The sequence below is a fragment of the Acidovorax sp. GW821-FHT11A03 genome, assembly GCF_058809075.1.
In genome coordinates this window covers 104,389-123,221 of sequence record NZ_JBXASG010000004.1, presented here as the reverse complement: position 1 = coordinate 123,221, position 18,833 = coordinate 104,389, and the positions used below count along the sequence as shown (strand labels likewise).

General features: G+C 72.1%; 21 protein-coding genes. 13 read left to right on the top strand and 8 right to left on the bottom strand.

The features are described 5' to 3' along the window. Window positions 1-70: 70 nt before the first annotated feature. Together AC1RVY_RS11000 and AC1RVY_RS10995 are read right to left on the bottom strand one after the other, a co-directional pair. The gene (locus tag AC1RVY_RS11000; protein ID WP_255593114.1) at window positions 71-826 is read right to left on the bottom strand and encodes an aspartate/glutamate racemase family protein; all 756 of its coding nucleotides are present in this window, start codon (window positions 824-826) and stop codon (window positions 71-73) included. A gap of 118 nt (window positions 827-944) precedes the next feature. After that, window positions 945-1,868, bottom strand: coding sequence for a LysR family transcriptional regulator (locus AC1RVY_RS10995; protein ID WP_369643810.1), 924 nt, complete (start codon window positions 1,866-1,868; stop codon window positions 945-947). 143 nt (window positions 1,869-2,011) lie between these two features. Here AC1RVY_RS10995 and AC1RVY_RS10990 point away from each other — a divergent pair, with 143 nt between their 5' ends. Beyond that, window positions 2,012-2,812: an SDR family oxidoreductase gene (locus AC1RVY_RS10990; RefSeq protein ID WP_492806609.1), complete on the top strand. Its 801-nt coding sequence runs from the start codon at window positions 2,012-2,014 to the stop codon at window positions 2,810-2,812. Here AC1RVY_RS10990 and AC1RVY_RS10985 read toward each other — a convergent pair. Next, window positions 2,740-3,831 (bottom strand): LysR family transcriptional regulator, encoded by a 1,092-nt coding sequence (locus tag AC1RVY_RS10985; protein WP_492806608.1) that lies wholly within the window; start codon window positions 3,829-3,831, stop codon window positions 2,740-2,742. The two genes, AC1RVY_RS10990 and AC1RVY_RS10985, sit on opposite strands and share 73 nt — an antisense overlap. Before the next feature lie 159 nt (window positions 3,832-3,990). Between AC1RVY_RS10985 and AC1RVY_RS10980 the strand changes: the two genes are divergently transcribed. The 3 genes from AC1RVY_RS10980 to AC1RVY_RS10970 all read left to right on the top strand — a co-directional run bounded on the left by AC1RVY_RS10980 (window position 3,991) and on the right by AC1RVY_RS10970 (window position 6,623). Next, entirely contained in the window at window positions 3,991-4,884 is an 894-nt protein-coding gene (locus AC1RVY_RS10980; protein ID WP_492806607.1) for an oxidoreductase, read from the top strand. 256 nt (window positions 4,885-5,140) lie between these two features. Further along, window positions 5,141-6,217 (top strand): SDR family oxidoreductase, encoded by a 1,077-nt coding sequence (locus AC1RVY_RS10975; RefSeq protein WP_492273074.1) that lies wholly within the window; start codon window positions 5,141-5,143, stop codon window positions 6,215-6,217. A gap of 10 nt (window positions 6,218-6,227) precedes the next feature. Further along, on the top strand, window positions 6,228-6,623 hold the full coding sequence (locus AC1RVY_RS10970; RefSeq protein ID WP_492254160.1) for a hypothetical protein: 396 nt from the start codon (window positions 6,228-6,230) through the stop codon (window positions 6,621-6,623). Between the two features lie 27 nt (window positions 6,624-6,650). Here AC1RVY_RS10970 and AC1RVY_RS10965 read toward each other — a convergent pair whose 3' ends face one another. Beyond that, on the bottom strand, window positions 6,651-7,457 hold the full coding sequence (locus AC1RVY_RS10965; protein ID WP_492254159.1) for an SDR family oxidoreductase: 807 nt from the start codon (window positions 7,455-7,457) through the stop codon (window positions 6,651-6,653). A 155-nt stretch (window positions 7,458-7,612) separates the two neighbouring features. Here AC1RVY_RS10965 and AC1RVY_RS10960 point away from each other — a divergent pair, with 155 nt between their 5' ends. Next, window positions 7,613-8,509 (top strand): LysR family transcriptional regulator, encoded by an 897-nt coding sequence (locus AC1RVY_RS10960; RefSeq protein WP_218298074.1) that lies wholly within the window; start codon window positions 7,613-7,615, stop codon window positions 8,507-8,509. 17 nt (window positions 8,510-8,526) lie between these two features. Here AC1RVY_RS10960 and AC1RVY_RS10955 read toward each other — a convergent pair whose 3' ends face one another. Together AC1RVY_RS10955 and AC1RVY_RS10950 are read right to left on the bottom strand one after the other, a co-directional pair. After that, window positions 8,527-9,060 (bottom strand): hypothetical protein, encoded by a 534-nt coding sequence (locus AC1RVY_RS10955; protein WP_369643680.1) that lies wholly within the window; start codon window positions 9,058-9,060, stop codon window positions 8,527-8,529. Between the two features lie 32 nt (window positions 9,061-9,092). After that, window positions 9,093-9,860, bottom strand: coding sequence for an NIPSNAP family protein (locus AC1RVY_RS10950; RefSeq protein WP_218298090.1), 768 nt, complete (start codon window positions 9,858-9,860; stop codon window positions 9,093-9,095). A gap of 170 nt (window positions 9,861-10,030) precedes the next feature. On the opposite strand from AC1RVY_RS10950, the gene AC1RVY_RS10945 reads away from it, so the two are divergent. Then, window positions 10,031-11,062 carry a helix-turn-helix transcriptional regulator gene (locus AC1RVY_RS10945; protein ID WP_492806606.1) on the top strand — a complete coding sequence of 344 codons (1,032 nt, stop codon included), beginning with the start codon at window positions 10,031-10,033 and terminating at the stop codon, window positions 11,060-11,062. Window positions 11,063-11,174: 112 nt separating this feature from the next. On the opposite strand, the gene AC1RVY_RS10940 is transcribed toward AC1RVY_RS10945, so the two are convergent. Continuing rightward, complete coding sequence (locus tag AC1RVY_RS10940) at window positions 11,175-11,822, bottom strand: TetR/AcrR family transcriptional regulator (RefSeq protein ID WP_492806605.1); 648 nt, start codon at window positions 11,820-11,822, stop codon at window positions 11,175-11,177. Between the two features lie 107 nt (window positions 11,823-11,929). Here AC1RVY_RS10940 and AC1RVY_RS10935 point away from each other — a divergent pair, with 107 nt between their 5' ends. The 6 genes from AC1RVY_RS10935 to AC1RVY_RS10910 all read left to right on the top strand — a co-directional run bounded on the left by AC1RVY_RS10935 (window position 11,930) and on the right by AC1RVY_RS10910 (window position 16,716). Beyond that, window positions 11,930-12,358 (top strand): VOC family protein, encoded by a 429-nt coding sequence (locus tag AC1RVY_RS10935; RefSeq protein ID WP_218298070.1) that lies wholly within the window; start codon window positions 11,930-11,932, stop codon window positions 12,356-12,358. An 11-nt stretch (window positions 12,359-12,369) separates the two neighbouring features. Next, window positions 12,370-12,717, top strand: a complete 348-nt coding sequence (locus AC1RVY_RS10930) for a GFA family protein (RefSeq protein ID WP_218298069.1) — start codon at window positions 12,370-12,372, stop codon at window positions 12,715-12,717. Between the two features lie 48 nt (window positions 12,718-12,765). Then, window positions 12,766-13,251, top strand: coding sequence for a DUF1579 domain-containing protein (locus AC1RVY_RS10925; protein WP_492806604.1), 486 nt, complete (start codon window positions 12,766-12,768; stop codon window positions 13,249-13,251). A 70-nt stretch (window positions 13,252-13,321) separates the two neighbouring features. Beyond that, a complete protein-coding gene (locus AC1RVY_RS10920; protein ID WP_218298067.1) occupies window positions 13,322-14,761 on the top strand; it encodes an MFS transporter in 1,440 nt (479 codons plus the stop codon). A 234-nt stretch (window positions 14,762-14,995) separates the two neighbouring features. Next, a complete protein-coding gene (locus tag AC1RVY_RS10915; RefSeq protein ID WP_492806603.1) occupies window positions 14,996-16,078 on the top strand; it encodes a pirin family protein in 1,083 nt (360 codons plus the stop codon). A gap of 161 nt (window positions 16,079-16,239) precedes the next feature. Continuing rightward, on the top strand, window positions 16,240-16,716 hold the full coding sequence (locus tag AC1RVY_RS10910; protein WP_492806602.1) for an FKBP-type peptidyl-prolyl cis-trans isomerase: 477 nt from the start codon (window positions 16,240-16,242) through the stop codon (window positions 16,714-16,716). Window positions 16,717-16,797: 81 nt separating this feature from the next. Here the strand turns inward: AC1RVY_RS10910 and AC1RVY_RS10905 are convergent, their stop codons facing one another. Next, entirely contained in the window at window positions 16,798-17,931 is a 1,134-nt protein-coding gene (locus AC1RVY_RS10905; RefSeq protein ID WP_492806601.1) for a thiolase family protein, read from the bottom strand. A 235-nt stretch (window positions 17,932-18,166) separates the two neighbouring features. On the opposite strand from AC1RVY_RS10905, the gene AC1RVY_RS10900 reads away from it, so the two are divergent. Next, complete coding sequence (locus tag AC1RVY_RS10900; RefSeq protein WP_218341747.1) at window positions 18,167-18,760, top strand: TetR/AcrR family transcriptional regulator; 594 nt, start codon at window positions 18,167-18,169, stop codon at window positions 18,758-18,760. The last annotated feature ends 73 nt before the right edge of the window (window positions 18,761-18,833 follow it).

The following is an 18,833-nucleotide window of genomic DNA, read 5'->3' as shown; positions in this document are numbered from 1 at the left end:
GGCGCCGCAACCTTTGCGCCGGCCAAAGAACAAAGGCGGCGCGGCGGGGCGCAGTGCCGCGCGCCTGCGCTCAGGCCCTGCCGCCGCTGCCCACGGCCCTGCGCAGCGCCGCGCGCGCGAGCAGCCGCGTGGAGTCCAGCGTGGGCAGCGCGGAATTCGCGTCGCTGATGATGAGCGGAATCTCGGTGCAGCCCAGCACCACGGCATCGCAGCCCTCTTCGCGCTGCATGCGCGCGATCACGCGCTGGAACGTGGCCACCGCCTCGGGCCGCACCACGCCGGGCACCAGCTCGTCCATGATGATGCGGCCGATCTCGGTGCGCTCGGCCTCGGTGGGGCGCACGCAGGCCAGGCCCTGGGCGGCCAGCTTGTCGGGGTAGACGCTGCTGTCCACCAGCCAGCGCGTGCCCGTCAGCGCCAGCCGCCGGTGGCCCCGCGCCGCCGCCTCGGCGGCCACCACCTCGGCGATGTGCAGCCAGGGCAGCGGCGAGTGGGGGGCCACGCGGTCGAAGGCCTGGTGGATGGTGTTGTCCGGGCAGACCAGGAAGTCCGCGCCCGCGCGTGCCAGCGTGCGGGCCGATGCCAGCATGAGGTCGGCCACGCCCTGCAGGTCGCCCCGCTCCAGGCAGTCGACATAGGCGGCCAGCGAGGGGGTATGCATCGACACCTCGGGGTGCGCATGGGCCTGGCCCAGGATCGCGGCACCTTCGGTGCAGATGGTGCGGTAGCACAGCGCCGCGCCCTCGGCGGAGCAGCCCACGATGCCGATGTGCAGCGGCGCGGCCCCGGAAGGCATGGAAGGGGCGGGGGTGATGGAAGCGGTCATGCGGTTGGGCGGGTGGCCGGAGGGCGCCGTGTCGGCGGACAGGCGCCATGATGCCAGCAGCGCTTCCCACGCGGCCATGCCCGGTGGGCCACGGCCGCCTGCGCGCGGGCGCTGCGGGTCAGTCTCCGCGCACCCGCTGCGCGAAGCCGCGCTGCGCGAACTGCTCCACCACGAAATCCACGAACACCCGGGTGCGCGCGGGCAGCAGCTTCTTGCTGGGGTAGTAGAGCGAGGTGGGGCCTGCGTCTGCCCACCAGCCGGGCAGCACGCGCACCAGGCCGCCGTTGGCCAGCCAGGGCTGCGCGAACGGCATGGGCAGCACGGCCAGGCCCAGGCCCATCAGCGCGGCCTGGCACATGGCTTCGGGGTCGTCGAACACGGCGCGCGGGCGGAACTCGGCCGCGGCGGCCTCGCCCGCCCTGTTGCGCAGCGTGATGACCGGGATGCGCCCCGTGCGGATGGCGCGGCGCGCGATGCCGTCCCACCGCGCCAGGTCCGCCGGGTGGCGCGGTGCCTTGCAGCCCTTGAGCAGCGCGGGCGAGCCCACCACCACCAGGTGGATCGGGCCCAGCGTGCGCGCCACCATGTCGGGGTTCAGGTTCAGGCCGCCGCCGATGCCCGCGTCAAAGCCCTCGCCGATCAGGTCGACCTGGCGGTTCTCGAAGCGCCAGTCGGGCTGGATGGCGGGGTAGCGCTGCAAGAACTCGGTGAGCAGCGGCACCAGGTAGGCCCGGCCAAAGGCCTGGCCCATGCTCACCTTGAGCGTGCCCGCGGGCTGCTGCTCGGCCTCGGCCGCGTGGTCCACCGCATCGGCCAGCGCCGTCAGCGGCGGGCCGATCTGCGCGAGCAGGCGCTGCCCGCCCTCGGTGAGCGTGAGGCGCCGCGTGCTGCGCTGGAACAGCCGCACGCCCAGGCTGGCCTCCAGGCGCGCCACGTTCTTGCTCACGGCGGCCGGCGTGAGGCCCATCTGCCGCGCGGCGGCCGAGAAGCTGCCGCACTCGGCGGACTGGACGAAGGACTCGAGATGGCTCAGGGGCTGCATGGCCCACATTTTCAACTGCTGGTTGAAATAGATCCAGCCCATTCATGGCTACCGCCCGTGCAATGGTTTTCCGACACTGCAGGTGTTCCCGGTTCTGCCACGAACCGCTTCCTCTTCACCATCACTTTTTCTGGAGAAACACCATGTCTTCCGTGCCCCACACCACACTCCCCGCCCCCGGGCCCGCCGCTGCTTCACGCGTGCTGGCCGGCAAGGCCGCCTTCGTCACCGGCGGCGCGCGCGGCATTGGCGCGGCCATCGTGCGGCGCCTGGCACGCGATGGCGCGGCCGTGGCCTTCACGTACAGCAGCTCCGAAGCCCCCGCCCAGGCGCTGGTGGCCGCCATCGAGGCGGACGGCGGCAAGGCCCTGGCGTTGCGGGCCGACAGCGCGGATGCGCAGGCGCTCGCGCAGGCCATCGACGGCGCGGCGCGCACGCTGGGCCGCCTGGACATCCTCGTCAACAACGCCGGCGTGGCGGTGGCGGGCGAGCTGGACAGCTTCGCGCTGGCGGACTTCGACCACACCCTCGACGTGAACGTGCGCGCCGTGTTCGTGGCCACGCAGGCCGCCGCGCGCCACATGGGCCAGGGCGGCGCCTACGGCCGCGTCATCACCATCGGCAGCACCAATTCCGACCGCGTGCCATGGGCCGGGTTCAGCGTCTATGCGATGAGCAAGGCCGCCATCGTGGGCCTCACGAAAGGGCTGGCGCGCGACCTGGGGCCGCGCGGCATCACCGTGAACAACGTGCAGCCCGGTCCCGTCAACACCGACATGAACCCCGCCGACGGCCCTATGGCCGGCAGCATGCACGGCCTGATGGCGCTCGGCCGCCACGCGCACCCCGACGAGATCGCGGGCATGGTGGCCTACCTGGCCGGGCCCGAGTCGGGCATGGTGACCGGGGCCAGCCTGCTCATCGACGGCGGCTTCGCGGCCTGAGCCGCCGCGCGGGCGAGCCCGGGGCGGTTTCTCTTTCTCAGCCCTTGGCCCTTGGCCCTGCGCGGCCGGGCCTTGCGGCCGGGGGATGCCGCCAGCTCCTGCGGCGTCAGCGCATGGGCGGGGTTGTTCGCCACCATCTCCACCGCCAGGTCGATGAAGGCGCGCGCGCGGGCGGGCAGCGCGGTGCGGCTGCCGTAGTACACGTACAGGCCCAGGTGCTCGGCCACGTGCTCCGTGAGCAGGGGCACCAGCTGCCCGCTGCGCACCAGCGGCGCGGCCGTGGGGCCCACCAGCTGGCCGATGGCGTGCCCGCCCAGCACGGCGCGGGTTTCCACCTCGATGTCGTTGGTGCAGAACGCGGCGGGGATGGCGTGCGAGACGATGTCGTCCCCCACCTGGAATTCCCACGGCATCGGCTTGCCCGTGGACGGGTGCCGAAAGCCGCTGCAGGTGTGGGTTGCCAGCGCGTCGATGCTGGCGGGCGCGCCGTGTCGTGCGATGTAGGACGGCGCGGCGCACACGATGAGCTGCAGCGCCAGCAGCCGCCGCGCCACCACGCCGCCCTCGGGCGGATAGCCCGAGCGAAAGCCCACGTCCACGCGGTCTTCCACCCAGTTGCCGATGCGGTCGTCGAGCTGCACGTCCGGCTCCACCCGGGGGTGGCGGCGGCAGAACGCGTCGAGCACCGGCCAGATCACCTCCAGCAGGATGGAGCGCGGCGCCACGATGCGCAGCGGCCCCGCCATCTCTTCCCGGCCGCGCCGTGCGCCCTGCACGGCGTGTTGCAGCGTGGCCAGGCCGGGCTGCGCCGACGCGAGGAACTGGCGCCCCTCTTCGGTGAGGCTCAGGCTGCGGGTGGTGCGGTGAAACAGCCGCACGCCCAGGTGCGCCTCGAGCTGCACCAGCAGCTGGCTGGAGGCCTGGGGCGTGATGCCCTGCGTGGCGGCGGCCTGGCGCAGGCTGCCCAGTTCGGCCGCCTTCACGAAGTTGGCGATGGCGCGCAGTTCGTTGATGGCCATGGTGGGATTGGGGAGTGGATTGGCAAGTGCTGCTTGTGAATGTATCCATAAATTATGGGCTAGTCCGATGTCAATGGGCTCCCTACAGTTCACCCCCGTGGGCCCGCCAAGGCGCCCACCCAGCCCATCCACCACCCCTGAACCCCCGAAGGATTCGCCATGGCTTTTGCCGACACGACCACCACCACCACCGTTTCACCCTCCCGCGTCTGGATGATCACCGGCGCCTCGCGCGGCCTGGGCGCGCGCATCGCCGAAGCGGCCCTCGCCCAGGGCGATGCCGTGGTCGCCACCGCGCGCGATGCCGCAGCCGTCGGCCAGCGCCTGGGCGGCGGGGGCGCGCTGCTGCCCCTGGCGCTGGACGTGACCGACGAGGCCCAGGCGCAGCACGCCGTCCAGGCCGCGCTCGCGCGTTTCGGCCGCATCGACGTGCTGGTCAACAACGCGGGCTACGGCCTGATGGGGGCGGTGGAGGAGGCCACCGCCAACGAGGTGCGCCGCCTGTACGACACCAACGTGTTCGGCCTGCTGAACGTCACGCGCGCGGTGCTGCCGGCCATGCGGGCGCGCCGCGCGGGGCACGTGATCAACATTTCCTCCCTGGGGGGCGTGCGCTCGAGTGCCGGCTTTGGCCTGTACTGCTCCACCAAGTTCGCGGTGGAAGGCATCACCGAGGCGCTGCACGCCGAGCTCGCGCCGCTGGGCATCCATGCCACGGCGGTGCAGCCGGGGTACTTCCGCACCGAGTTCCTGGATGGCGCGTCGCTGGAGGTCTCGCCCCGCGTGCTGGACGACTATGCGGCCAGCGCGGGCGTGGTGCGCCAGGCGGTGCCCGGCATCAACCTGCAGCAGCCCGGCGACCCGGCGCGGCTGGCCCGCGCCCTGCTGCAGCTGGTGGCCAGCCCCATGCCGCCGGTGCGCCTGCCCCTGGGCTCCGACACGCTGCGCACCATCGCCGAGCAGCATGCGCGGGTGGCCGCCGAGACCGCGCAGTGGAGCGCCGTGGCCGCGTCGACGGACTTTCCCCAGGCTGCCGGGACGGCCGTGACGTGAAGGGGCGGCCACTGGCTGCGTTTGCTATTGAATGAATAGCATTGGGGCATTGCGAAGACAGCGCTGGATGCCATGGGGGCTCGGATCCGCCGGCCCGCCCGCCGCGGCGGGTGCTGTCCTGTCCGCAAGGCTTTCTGGCAGCCGTCCTACAGCGCCGGACCGGCGGACGATCTACAACAGGCACAGGCTTGCCGCATTGCCGCCAGCCCGTGGGCCAGCCATTCCCCAGTCCTCCAGCAAGCGCTTTTCTTCTGCCATGGTGTCTTCCTCCCCCACTTCCCCCACTTACCCCGCCGCGCTCCCGGGCGCTCCTTCGGCCGCGCCGGCCGACCCTGTTTCCCCGGCCGATGCCGCCACCGTGCCGCTGCCGCCGCCCCCGGCGCAGGTGGTGGTCATCACCGGCGCGTCCAGCGGCATCGGCCACGCCACCGCCCTCGCGTTCGCGCGGCGGGGCGCGTGCCTGGTGCTCGCCGCGCGCAACCCCGACACGCTGGCCCCGGTGGCCATGGCCTGCCGCAACGCGGGCGCGGCGGCGGCGCTGGGCGTGCCCACCGATGTGACCGACGCCGATGCCGTGGCCCGGCTGGCCGATACGGCGCTGCGCCACCATGGCCACATCGACGTCTGGGTCAACGGCGTGGGCGTGGGCGCGGTGGGGCGGTTCGACCAGACGCCCCTGGCCGCGCACCGCCGCGTGCTGGAGGCCAACCTGCTCGGGCACCTGCATGGCGCGCATGCGGCGCTGCGGCACTTTCGCGAACGCGGGCAGGGCACGCTCATCAACATGATCTCGGTGGGCGGCTGGCTGCCGTCGCCATATGCGGCCGCGTACACGGCCAGCAAGTTCGGGCTGCGAGGGCTCTCCGAGGCGCTGCGCGCCGAGGTGTCGGACCTGCCGGGGGTCCATGTGTGCGACGTGGCGCCCACCTTCGTCGATTCGCCGGGCCTCTCGCACGGCGCCAACTACACGGGCCGCAGCATCCAGCCCCGCATTCCGCTGCTGGACCCGCGCCGGGTCGCCCAGGCGGTGGCCGCGCTGGCCGACCGGCCCAGGGCCGTGACCTGGCTGGGCGCCGGTGCCGCGCCGGGCCGCGTGGTCCATGCCCTGGCGCCGCAGCGCCTGGGCGCCGCGATGCGCTGGGTGACCGAGCGTGCGCTGCGCGGCGCCCGGCCCGCGCCCCGCAGCGACGGCAACCTGTTCGCACCGTCGCGCGGCACCGCCATCGATGGCGGCCAGCGCGATGCGCGGCGCCACGGCATGGGCCTGGTGGCCGTGCTGGGCGTGGTCGGCCTGGGCCTTGGCGTGTGGGCCGCCCGCCGCCGTTCATCGTGAGGAGCCCGGCATGCCTGTTTCCACCAACACCAACACCACCGCCGCCTCGCCCTCCCCGGCGCCCGCGGGCGCGCGCTTCGTGCTGTATGCGCTGCAGGGCCGCGTGTACGCCAGCAACGTCAGGCACAAGCTCGTGGACCTGGGGCGCCTGTCGCAGGAGGGAGACGGCGGCACCTACGCCTACCTGCTCGACGGCGACCAGGCCACGGGCAGCGGGTTCGCCGGTGCGCGGGAGGCGCTGGCGCACATCGCGCGCACGACGAGCTTCCTCTTCCTTGACGGCCAGTTCACCGCGCTGGAAGACCTGGGCGGCACGGGCCGGCCCGATCTGGCGGATGCCCCGCGGCTGGCGGTGGCGCTCGATCCGCTGGGGCGGGGCGCGCCGGTGATCCACGCGCCGGCGTAGGTGCCGGGGCCCGCGCGGAGCGCGCCGTCACACCATGCCGCCGTTGGCGCGCAGGGTCTGCCCGTTGATCCACCCGCCGTCCGGCCCGGCCAGGAAGGCCACGGCGCTGGCGATGTCCTCGGGCGTGCCCAGGCGCTCCATGGGGTTGGCCTGGGCCAGGCGCCCGATCAGCTCGGGCGTCTTGCCGTCCAGGAACAGCGCGGTGGCCGTGGGGCCGGGCGCGATGGCGTTCACCGTGATGTTCCGGCCGCGCAGTTCCTTGGCGAGCACGCTGGTCAGGGTCTCCACCGCGCTCTTGGTGGCGGCGTACACGGCATAGCCCGGCAGGGCCGTGCCGACCAGGCTGGTCGAGAAGTTGACGATGCGCCCCCCGGGCTGCAGCCGGTGCGTGGCCTCGCGCAGGGTGTTGAACGTGCCCTTGAGGTTGATGGCGACCACGCGGTCGAAGGTGGCGTCGTCCGTCTGCGCCAGGTGCGGCAGGGTGGATGGCATCACGCCCGCGTTGTTGACCAGCACGTCCACGCGGCCAAAGGCCTGCTCGGTGGCATCGAACAGCTGGCGCACGGCGCCGCTGTCGGCCACGTCGGCCTGCACCGCCACGGCCGCTCCGCCCGCTGCGGTGATCGCCTGCACCACGGCCTGGGCGTCTTCGGTGCGGCCGGCGTAGTTGACCACCACGCGGAAACCGTCGCGCGCGAGCCGGTGGGCAATGGCGGCGCCGATGCCGCGCGATGCGCCCGTGACGATCGCGGTGCGCGGGCCCGTGGGGGCGGACTCAGGGGAAGAGGAGGAGGAAGGGGCGTAGGAGGAAGGGGTGGTGGACAGCGGCTGCATGGCAAGGCTCCTGGTGCGGTGGGGAAGGGACGCCACCCGGTGGCGGCGTGTGGCAGCGGTATTGTTCTGTTGTTGTGAAGATTGATAAATACCTAGAATTGACTTCACTGTTCAATGCGGCACAACAATCAAGACCCACCGGGGAGCCCTTCGCGATGGACCGCTTTCAATCCATGCAGCTTTTCACGCGCATCGTCGAGCTGGGCAGCTTCACCCGCGCGGCCGAAGACCGGCAGCTGCCGCGCGCGAGCGTGACCCTGGCGGTGCAGGCGCTGGAAAAGCGCCTGGGCACGCGGCTCCTGCAGCGCACCACGCGCCACGTGAGCACCACGCCCGACGGGCAGGCGTACTACGAGCGCTGCCAGCGCCTGCTGGCCGACCTGGAGGAAACAGAGGCGGCATTCGGCCACGCCGCGAGCGCGCCGCGTGGCAAGCTGCGCGTGGACCTGCAGGGCACGCTGGCCCGGCATTTCGTGCTGCCGCGCATCGGCGAGTTCTGCACGCGCTACCCCGAGGTGGAACTGGAGATCGGCATGGGCGACCGGCTGGTGGACCTGGTGCGCGAGGGCGTGGACTGCGTGCTGCGCGGCGGCGAGCTGCGCGACTCCACCATGGTGGCGCGGCGCGTGGCACTGCTGCAGCAGGTGACCTGCGCGAGCCGCGGGTACCTGGCGCGCCACGGCACGCCCGCCACCGTGGAGGCGCTGCGCGGGCACCGGGCCGTCAACTTCCTCTCGCAGCGCACGGGCAAGCCCCTGCCTTTTGACTTCATCGTGGACGGCGTGGCCACAAGCGTGCAGCTCAAGGGCCCCGTGGCCGTGAGCGATGCCGATGCGTACCACGCCTGCTGCGCCGCGGGCCTGGGGCTGATCCAGGTGCCGCGCTACCACATCGCGCCCCGGCTGGCCGATGGCAGCCTGTGCGAGGTGCTGGCGCCGTTTCGCCCCGCGCCCATGCCGGTGTCGGTGCTGTACCCGCACAGCCGCCAGCTGTCGCCGCGCGTGCGGGTCTTCGTGGACTGGCTGGCCGGGGTGATGTCGGCCGCGCGCTGAGAACGGCCGGAGCGCGCCTACACCGGGCGCGTGAACTCCATCACCCAGTTCACCTCCCAGGTGGCGCCGCCGTCCTCGGAAAACGCCTGCTGCCAGCGTGGCGCGCCGGTGTGCATCCGTGACCACTCGAAGCGCACCCGCACCGGGCGGCCCTCGAACAGCTCCTGGCCGTCAAAGATGCCGACACCGTCCTGGAAGCCGCCGACCACCGGGGGCTGCAGCATTCCCGTGGCCGGGTCCAGGCCGCCGGTGGCGTTGTCGAGCCAGTAGATGCTCCAGCGCTGCGTGGCGGGGCTGAACACGCGCAGGGTCATGCCCACGAAGCCCGGCTTCCAGGCCAGGGGCGTGAAGTCGTCGCAGTTGCCGATGCCGGCGGGCAGGGGGCGGGCGGTGCCGGTGGCGTCGAACACCTCCCAGTCGCTGCAGCCGGCCAGGCGCCGCACCAGGCGCGTGTTGCGGATGCGCCAGGGGCCCATGAGGAAGTCGAAGTCGCGCGCGGCGCTGGGCGCCACGGCGGGCGAGGGGATGGTGATGAGGTTCGGGGTGGCCATGGTGGGGTCTTTCATCGGTGAAGCGGGGGGCGTCAGGCGTGCAGCGCGGAGCGGGCGGTGGGCTGCAGGCGCAGGGTCTCGGGCTCGCGGGCCAGCCAGGGGGCAAGGCCCGGCGCCACCCCCCGCGCCCAGGGGGTGCTGCCGGTGAACGCCTCCAGCGCGGCCTCGCGGCCGAACAGCGCCAGCCCCAGCAGCACATGTTCTCCCTCGCGCACGGGCAGGCGGGGAAAGGTGTTGGGGCTGGTCTCGGTGCAGTACCAGGCCACCTGGCGCGCGCCCCCGCGTTGCAGCGTGGGCGCCATGCGGTGGCGGCAGAAGTCCAGCAGCGCGGGCGTGGCGGCCTCGCGCAGGTGAAACACCGTGGCCGCCACCACGCCGGGGGCCGCGCCGCTGGCGCCCGGCGCCGCGCGCGCGTGCTGGGGCAACGCGGCGGCCGCGCCGGGCCAGGCGGGGCGCAGCAGCAGCACGTTGTCGGAGTCGATCATGGTGGCGTTGGCGGCGTCGCGGTGCGCGGCCCAGGTGGGCCCGCCGTAGAAGGCTTCGAGCGCCTGGCGGCGCGCCTGCATGCTGCCGAAGCCGCGCAGCCACACGAACAGGTCGGGCCGGTCCAGGTCGCGGAACTGGCCCAGCACGCGCAGGCCCTGCGCCTCCTGGGTCTCCACGAACTCGCGGTCGAACAGCTCGATCAGCACGTCGCGCTGCCCCGGGTGCAGCGTGTACTGGCGCAGCTCGACGATGGCGCATTCGTCGGCGGTGGGCGGGGCGCAGGGGTGGCGCGTGGCCATGGCGGTGTCGTGCATGCGGGCTCCTGCAGGGTGGGGGTCGATGAAAGTCATGCCCGCAGTCTGCGCCCCCATACATGACACCGCATGGCAGGTATTTCAGGTATCTTCGCCGCAGCTGCCTTCTTTTTTTCTGGCCAGGGGCCCCGGGCCCGCGCCGCACCCTACCGGACCACTTCCTTCCCGCCATGCGCGCCAGCCGCCTGCTCTCGCTCCAGATGCTGCTCGAAACCCAGGGCCGCATGAGCGCGCCGGCGCTGGCCGGGGCGCTGGAGGTGTCGGTGCGCACGCTGTACCGCGACGTGGACCAGCTCAGCGCCGCGGGCGTGCCCATCTATGCCGAGCGCGGGCGCCATGGCGGGTTTGCGCTGCTGCCGGGCTGGAAGACCATGCTCACGGGCCTCACGCCGTCGGAGGCGCAGGCCGTGTTCCTCAGCGGCCTGCCCGGCCCCGCGCAGGACCTGGGCCTGGGCAGCGACGTGCAGGGCGCACGCCTGAAGCTGCTGGCCGCCCTGCCCGCCGCATGGCGCGAGGACGCGCAGCGCGTGAGCGCCCGCCTGCACCTGGACCCGGTGGACTGGTACCGCGAGAGCGACCCCACGCCGCACCTGTCCACGGTGGCCGCCGCCGTGTGGAGCGGGCACCAGATCGCGATGCGCTATGAAAGCTGGTCCGACACCGTGGAGCGCACCGTGAGCCCGCTGGGCCTGGTGCTCAAGGCGGGTGCCTGGTACCTGGTGGCGCTGCCGGCGGACAAGGCCACGGGCAAGGGCGGCGGTGATGGTGGCGATGGTGGCGACAGCGGGCCACGCACCTACCGCGTCTCGAACATCCTGGCGGCGCAGGCGCTCGCCACGCCGGTGCGCCGCCCCGCGCGGTTCGACCTGCCGGGCTACTGGGCGCGCTCGATCCGGCGCTTTGAATCCGGGCTCTACACCGGCGAGGCGGCGCTGCTGGCCACGCCCGCCGGGCTCAAGGGGCTGCGCGCGCTCAGCAGCGCGGTGGCCCGGGCCGTGGCGACCGCGCCCACGGCCGCCCCCCCGCGCCGGGCGGACGGGCGCGTGGCGGTGACCATTCCCATCGAGTCGGTGGAGCACGCCTGCGGCCAGCTCCTGCGCCTGTCCCCGCAGGTGGAGGTGCTGCGGCCCGCCGCCCTGCGCCGCGCGCTGGTGGCCCGGGTGCGGGCCACGGCGCGGATGTACGGGCTGGACGGTGGCTGAGCAGCAGAATTGAACTTGCTATCAAATATATAGCTTAAAGCGCTTGTTCTTCAAGCGCCAGCGCGTGGAATGGCTTCGGACATGCGGCGCTGCGCGCGCCGGGAACGGGCGCCTAGAGGCCGCGCCGCACCATGTCCAGCAGGCGCAGGCCCAGCAGGTCCAGCATCTGCTGCGGCGTGCCGCGCAGCGGCCCGTCGATGGAGAGCAGCGCCATGCCGTGCACGGTGGACCAGGCCAGGTATTCGGCCCCCGGGCGGCGCTCGGGCGGCAGGGCGCCTGCTGTCACCAGGTCATCGAGTGCCGCGCTCAGGTGCTGGAACGGGTTGAGCCCCGTGGCGCCACCCATGGCCGGGTCGGGGTCGTGCTGCACGGTGAAGCGCCCGCCGAAGGCGGTGCGGAACAGGCCTGTCTCGGCATGCGCGAAGCGCAGGTAGCCCGCGCCCACGGCGCGCACCTTGGCGTGGGCCTGCTCGGTGGCCGTGCCTGCGGCGGGCACCTGGGCCAGTTCGGCCTCCATGGCCTGGGCCACGGCCGCCACGGCGGCGGCACGCACCGCGTCCAGCAGGTCGTCGCGGTTGGCGAAATGGCGGTAGGCCGCATTGGGCGCGACCCCCGCGCGGCGCGTGGCCTCGCGCAGCACCACGGCGTCGGGGCCGCCCTGGCGCGCCAGCTCGATGCCCGCGTCCAGCAGGGCGCGGCGCAGGTCGCCATGGCGGTAGGTGCTGCGTGCGGCGGGGGTGTTGCGAGTGGTTACGGTCATGGGCGGTGAGATGTGGACACTGTCCATTATCTTTGGTATTGTTTGTGAACGGTGTTCACAATTGTGCGCCGAAATCCATGTTCCGAGACCTTCCCAAGGAGACCCCCATGAAAGTCGAGCCGTATCTGATGTTTGAAGGCCGCTGCGAAGAGGCCCTGGATTTCTACCGCCGCGCCCTGGGCGCGCAGGTCACCATGCTCATGCGCTACAAGGACAACCCCGAGCCCGCCGCCGGCCAGGGCTGCGCCGAGGGCGCCGGCCCCGGCCCCACGCCCGAGATGGTCATGCACGCCGCCTTCAACGTGGGCGAGACCCAGCTCATGGCGTCGGACGGCATGGGTTCGGGCCAGCTGAACTTCCAGGGCATCTCGCTGGCGCTGAGCCCCGCGAACGAGGCGGAGGCCAAGCGCTACTTCGACGCGCTGGCCGAGGGCGGGCAGGTGCAGATGCCGCTGGCCAAGACCTTCTTCTCGAAAGCCTTCGGCATGGTGGCCGACCGCTTTGGCGTGTCGTGGATGGTGGTGGCGCCGGAATGAGCGCGGCGGCCATGAAGTACCAGGGAAGCTGCCACTGCGGCAAGGTCGCCTTCGAAGTGGAAGGCACCGTCGACAGCGGCCTGGCCTGCAATTGCAGCATGTGCCACCGGCGCGGATCGCTGCTGTGGTTCGTGCCGCGCGGCGCGCTGCGGCTGACCACGCCCGAGGCCGACGCGGCCACCTACACCTTCCACAGGCACGTGATCCGGCACCGTTTCTGCCCGGCCTGCGGCATCCATCCTTTTGGCGAAGGCGTGGACCCCAAGGGCCAGCCCGTGGCGGCGGTCAATCTGCGCTGCGTGGAGGGCCTCGACCTGGGCAGCGTGCCCGTCCACCACTACGACGGCCGGGCGGCTTGACCCCCCCAACCCTCACACCCCCTCACATTCCCCTGCAAGGAGACTTCCATGATGAATCCCGAACCCCATGCCATGCACCGCTGGCTGCAGCAATTGCTGGGCCACTGGACCAGCACCTCCGACTGCGACCCGCCGCCGGGCGAACCGGCGCAGCAGTCCGTGGGCGCCGAACACGGCCGCGCCCTGGGCGACCTGTGGGTGATCCTCGAAGGCACCGGCACCATGCCCGGTGGCGGCGAGGCGCGCATGCAGATGACGCTGGGCTACGACCCCGAGAAGAACGTGTTCCTGGGCACCTGGGTGGGCTCGATGATGACCCACATGTGGGTCTATCGCGGCACGCTCGATGCCGACCAGAAGGTGCTCACGCTGGAGACCGAAGGCCCCAGCTTCAAGGGCGACGGCAAGACCGCCCGCTACCGTGACGTGATCACGCTGGTGAGCGCCACCGAGCGCACGCTGACGTCGTTCAGCCAGCAGCCGGACGGCAGCTGGAACCAGATCATGCAAGCAAAATACACGAGAACCCCCTGAGCCGCCGCGGTGCACCCCCCTGGCGGGGACGCGCCGCGCTGCGAATCCTTTTTTTCACTCCCGCCGCTCCATGACCCTCCGCATCGAAGGCCGCGCACGCTGGCCCGCCCTCATCCTGCTGTGCCTGGGCGAGCTCATGATCGTGCTCGACACCACCATCGTGAACGTCGCGCTGCCCAGCATCAAGGCCGACCTGGGCTTCACCGAAACGTCCCTGGTGTGGGTGGTCAACGCCTACATGCTCACCTTTGGCGGCTGCCTGCTGCTGGGCGGGCGGCTCGGGGACTTGTATGGCCACCGGCGGCTGTTCCTGGCGGGCATCACGCTGTTCACCCTCGCGTCGCTGGCCTGCGGGCTGGCCCATACGCAGGGGCTGCTGGTGGCGGCGCGCGCGGTGCAGGGCGTGGGCGGGGCCGTGGTGTCGGCCGTGGCGCTGTCGCTCATCATGAACCTGTTCACCGAGCCCGGCGAGCGCGCGCGGGCCATGGGGGTCTATGGTTTTGTCTGCGCCGGAGGCGGCAGCATTGGCGTGCTGCTGGGCGGCGTGCTCACCAGTGCGTTGAGCTGGCACTGGATCTTTCTGGTCAACATCCCCGTGGGCGCGGCCATCTACGCGGCCTGCCTGGTGCTGCTGCCGGGCGGCAAGGGGCATGCCCACGGCCAGCGGCTGGACGTGGCGGGCGCCGTCACCATCACCGCGTCGCTGATGCTGGCGGTGTACGCCATCGTCAACGGCAACGAGGCGGGCTGGGCCTCGCTGCAGTCGGTGGGGCTGCTGGGCGCCTCGGCCGCGCTGCTGGCGTTGTTCCTGTACATCGAATCGCACGTGGCCGCGCCCCTGGTGCCGCTGCCCTTGCTGCGCCAGCGCAACCTGGCCATCTCCAACGTGGTGGGCGTGCTGTGGGCCGCCGGGATGTTCGCGTGGTTCTTCTTGTCGGCGCTGTACATGCAGCTGGTGCTGGGCTACGACGCCATGCAGGTGGGCCTGGCCTTCCTGCCGTCCAATCTCATCATGGCGGGCTGTTCGCTGGGGCTGTCGGCCTGGGTGGTGATGCGCTACGGCATCCGCGGCACGCTGGGCTGGGGCCTGCTGCTGGCCGCCGTGGGCCTGGTGCTGTTCGCGCTGGCACCCGTGGACGGCCGCTTCGTGCCGCATGTGCTGCCCGGCATGCTGCTGCTGGGCGTGGGGGCGGGCATCGCGCTCAATCCGCTGCTGCTGGCCGCCATGGGCGACGTGAAGCCCGAGGATTCGGGCCTGGCCTCGGGTGTGGTCAACACCGCGTTCATGATGGGCGGCGCGCTGGGCCTGGCGGTGCTGGCCAGCCTGGCCGATGCGCGCACCGGCGCGCTGCGCGAAGCGGGGGCATCGGCCCCGATGGCCCTGAACGGCGGCTACCAGCTGGCGTTCTGGGTGGCGGCCGCGGGCTCGCTGGCGGCGGCGCTGCTGGGTGGCCTGGTGCTGCGGCCCGCGCGGCCCCCGGCCGTGGGCGCGCAGGTGGCGGCTCACTAGGGGACAAAAAACGAAATGCTATTGAATAAATAGCTTTTGGCGCAATATCCATAGGCGCTGGCGCCCCATTTCATTCAAATTGGGAGCAAGGTGGGCCCGCCGGGATCGCCCCCACTGTCCTGCCTGGCGCACCGCACTGTTCCACCGGGCGCACTTCTGCTCAGGCACCATTGGCGCCATATTCCACTGGCATACCGCCCGATCGTGGTGGTGCACAACACGAGGAGCCTTCGTATGTCGTCGTCCACACCTGCTGCAACCACCGCCCTGGTGCCCATCGTGCGCGCCCAGTTGCTGGGACCGCAGTGGCCCACGCTCGACCCGTTTCTTTTCTGCGCCCACCACGACGATGCCTATCCCGCGGGCAACGCCGCGTTTGGCCCGGCCGTGCCCATCGAAGACCGCCAGATCGGCAGCGACTTCAGCCGCAAGGACGGCTGGAGCATGTACCACGGCGACACCGTGCCCGGCTTTCCGGGCCACCCGCACCGGGGCTTCGAGACCGTGACGCTGGTGCGCAAGGGCCTGATCGACCATTCCGACTCGCTGGGCGCGGCCGCGCGGTTTGGCGGCGGCGACGTGCAGTGGGTCACGGCTGGCAAGGGCATCGTGCATTCCGAGATGTTCCCGCTGCTCAACGCCACCGAGCCCAACCCGCTGGAGCTGTTCCAGATCTGGCTGAACCTGCCGGCGCGCAACAAGATGGTGGAGCCGCACTTCACCATGCTGTGGAACGAGGGCATCCCGCGCCTGGTGCACCACGACGCCGCCGGCCGCGCCACCACGGTGACGGTGGTGGCGGGTGCCCTGCCCGGCGCGCCCGCGCCCCTGCCGCCACCCCCGGAATCCTGGGCCTCGCAGCACGAGGGCGACGTGGCCATCTGGACGCTGCGCCTGGAGCCGGGGGCCGAGTGGACCCTGCCTGCCGCCCAGGGCGAAGGCACGCAGCGCATGCTGTACTTCTTCGTGGGCGACAGCCTGCGCGTGGGCCCGCAGGACGTGGACCGCCACGCCGCGCTGCAGGTGCGCCCGCAAGAGGACTGGCTGCTGGCCAACACCGGCGCCACCACCGTGGAATGCCTGGTGCTGCAGGGCCGGCCGATTGGCGAACCCGTGGCGCAGTACGGCCCCTTCGTGATGAACACGCAGGCCGAGATCATGCAGGCCATGAACGACTACCGCCGCACCCAGTTCGGCGGCTGGCCCTGGGCCGAGCAGGACCCGGTGCACGGCACCGAGGCGCGGCGGTTTGCGCGCTACCCCGGCCAGGCCGAGGAAGAGCGCCCCGGCGAGGACGCGGCGGCGGCGCAGGCCTGAACACCTTCGCCCGGTGGGGTCGCGGGCGCGGCCGGGCGGGGTGCCGGGCCGCTCGTGGACAATCCAGGTTTTCGATGCGCGCAGCGCGGCCCGGGCGCCAGCCGGTGGGCAAGGCGCCGCGCCGCACCCCCTGACCCAAAGATGAAAGCGCAAGCCCAGCCATGAGCACCCCCATCACCAAAGACTCCGCCGTCACCCTCACCTACAAGGTCACCACGCCCCAGGGCAAGCCGCTGGATGCCGGCAACCTGTCGTACCTGCACGGCGGCTACGAAAACATCTTCCCCAAGGTCGAGTCCGCCCTCGAGGGCCAGTCCGTGGGCTTTGCCACCACGCTGGACCTCGCCGTGGAAGACGCCTTCGGCGCGCGCGACGAAAGCCTGGTGCGCACCATCCCCAAGACCGAGTTTCCGCCCGGCGTGAAGGTCGGCGGCCAGCTGCAGTGCGTGGGCAGCGACGGCCAGCCCGCCGTGTTCAACGTGGTCAAGATCAAGGGCCCCGAAGTGCACCTGGACGGCAACCACCCGCTGGCGGGCCAGGCCCTGAAGTTCAGCTGCAAGGTGACCGATGTGCGCGCCGCCAGCGCCGAAGAAATTGCGCACCGCCATGTGCATGGCGCGCACGGGCACCAGCACTGACATGGAGGGTGGCGGCCGCCCACGCTGGCTGCGGCCTCGTGGGCCGGCCCCCGGGCAGGCCGAGGCCCGGCGTGGAGAGGGCTACAGCGCCTCCAGCACCGTCGCAATCCCCTGTCCGCCGCCAATGCACTGCGTGGCCAGTGCGTAGCGGCCCTTCTCGCGCTGCAGCAGCGCGGCCGCCTTGCCGGTGATGCGCGCGCCCGTGGCGCCCAGCGGGTGGCCGATGGCCAGGCCGCCGCCGTCGAGGTTGATCGTGTCCTCGCGCAGCCCGAGTTCGCGGATGCAGGCCAGCGCCTGCGAGCCGAAGGCTTCGTTGATCTCCACCACATCCATGTCGCTGGCCGAGAGCCCCGCGCGCGCCAGCGCCTTGCGCGTGGCGGGCACGGGGCCCATGCCCATGTAGGCCGGGTCCACGCCCGCCGTGGCCAGGGCGCGGATGCGCGCCAGGGGTGACAGTCCGTGCCGGGCGGCGTAGGCCTCGGTGGCCACGAGCACGGCCACGGCGCCGTCGGTCAGCGGCGACGAGGTGCCCGCCGTCACCACGCCGTCCTCGCGGAACGCGGGGCGCAGCGCGGCCAGCGCCCCGGGCGTGGTGCCGGGGCGGATGCAGCCGTCCTGCGCCACCACCTCGCCCGCGTCCAGCGCGATGGGCACGATCTCCGCCTGCAGCCGGCCGGCCTCGCGCGCGGCGGCGGCCTTGTGGTGCGATGACACGGCCATCGCCTCCTGGGCGGCGCGGGACACCGCGTACCGGCGCGCCACGTTCTCGGCCGTCTCGCCCATGCTGATGTAGGCGTCGCTGTGCTCATACAGCGTGGGGTGGGCCGAGAAGTTGAAGCCACCCTGCGGCACCATGCTCATCGACTCCACGCCGATGCACAGGTACGCCTCGCCCAGGCCCGCCTCGATCTGCGCGGCGGCGATGTGGATGGCCGACATGGACGAGCCGCAGAAACGGTTCACCGTCATGCCGCCCAGCGCGTGCGGCAGCCCCGCCAGCAGCGACACGATGCGCGCGATGTTGTTGCCCTGCGCGGCCTCGGGGTAGGCGCAGCCGGCGATCACGTCCTCGAGCGTGGCCGGGTCGATGCCGGTGCGCTGCAGCAGGCCCGTGACGACCTGCGCGGCCAGGGTGTCGGGCCGCACCCCCGCCAGCGCGCCCTTGCGCGCGAAGTGAAAGGGGGAGCGGGCATAGGCGGAAATCAGTGCTTGCATGGCGGTGCCTTCCCTATTCCTGCGGATGGCGTGGCCGTGGGCGGAATCAGGCCGTGGCGGCGGCGGCGTGGCGCCGTGCCCGGCCAGGGGCGCGGGGAAGGGGACGTGGGGGTGGTCATGGGGGCTCCTGGAAGCGTGTTTTAGATGACGGTCATCACGTTTAAATTATATGACGACCATCATTTAAAATGTCAAGCTGGCGTTTTCGGGGCATCCGGCACAAAGGGGATCGGCGATGAAGGTGAGCAAGGAACAAATGGCGGAAAACCGCGAGCGCATCCTCGATGCGGCGGCGCGGTTGTTCCGCGAACGCGGGTTTGACGGCATCGGCGTGGCGGACCTCATGAAGAGCGCGGGGCTCACGCACGGCGGCTTCTACGGGCACTTCGCGTCCAAGGACGAGTTGATGGCGCAGGCCACGGCACGCGCGCTGGACGGGCTGCAGTCGGCATGGGCCGCGCTCGCGCGCGGCGCCGCGGCGCAGGGGCGGGATCCGCTCGCCGCGATCGAGTCGGCCTACCTGTCGCCGGGCCACCGCGATGCGCCGGGCCAGGGCTGCCTGCTCGCCGCGCTGGGCGGCGATGCGTCGCGCCAGGGGCCGGCCGTGCGCCGGGCCGTGACCGAAGGCATGCAGGCCCAGGTGGCGGGCCTGGCCACGCTGGTGCCCGGGCGCAGCAAGGCCGCCAGGCGCCAGCGCGCGCTGGCCGACTACGCCAGCCTCGTGGGCGCCCTGGTGCTGGCGCGGGCTGCGGACGACCCGCAGTTCTCCGACGAGATCCTGCAGGCCACGGCGGCGGCGCTGCGGCTGCCGGGGCATGCTGCGGACTGAGGGGGCGGATTGCTATTTATTTAATAGCTATTTGCGCCGGATGGACGGGCGTTGGCGGCCAAAATCATCGAGG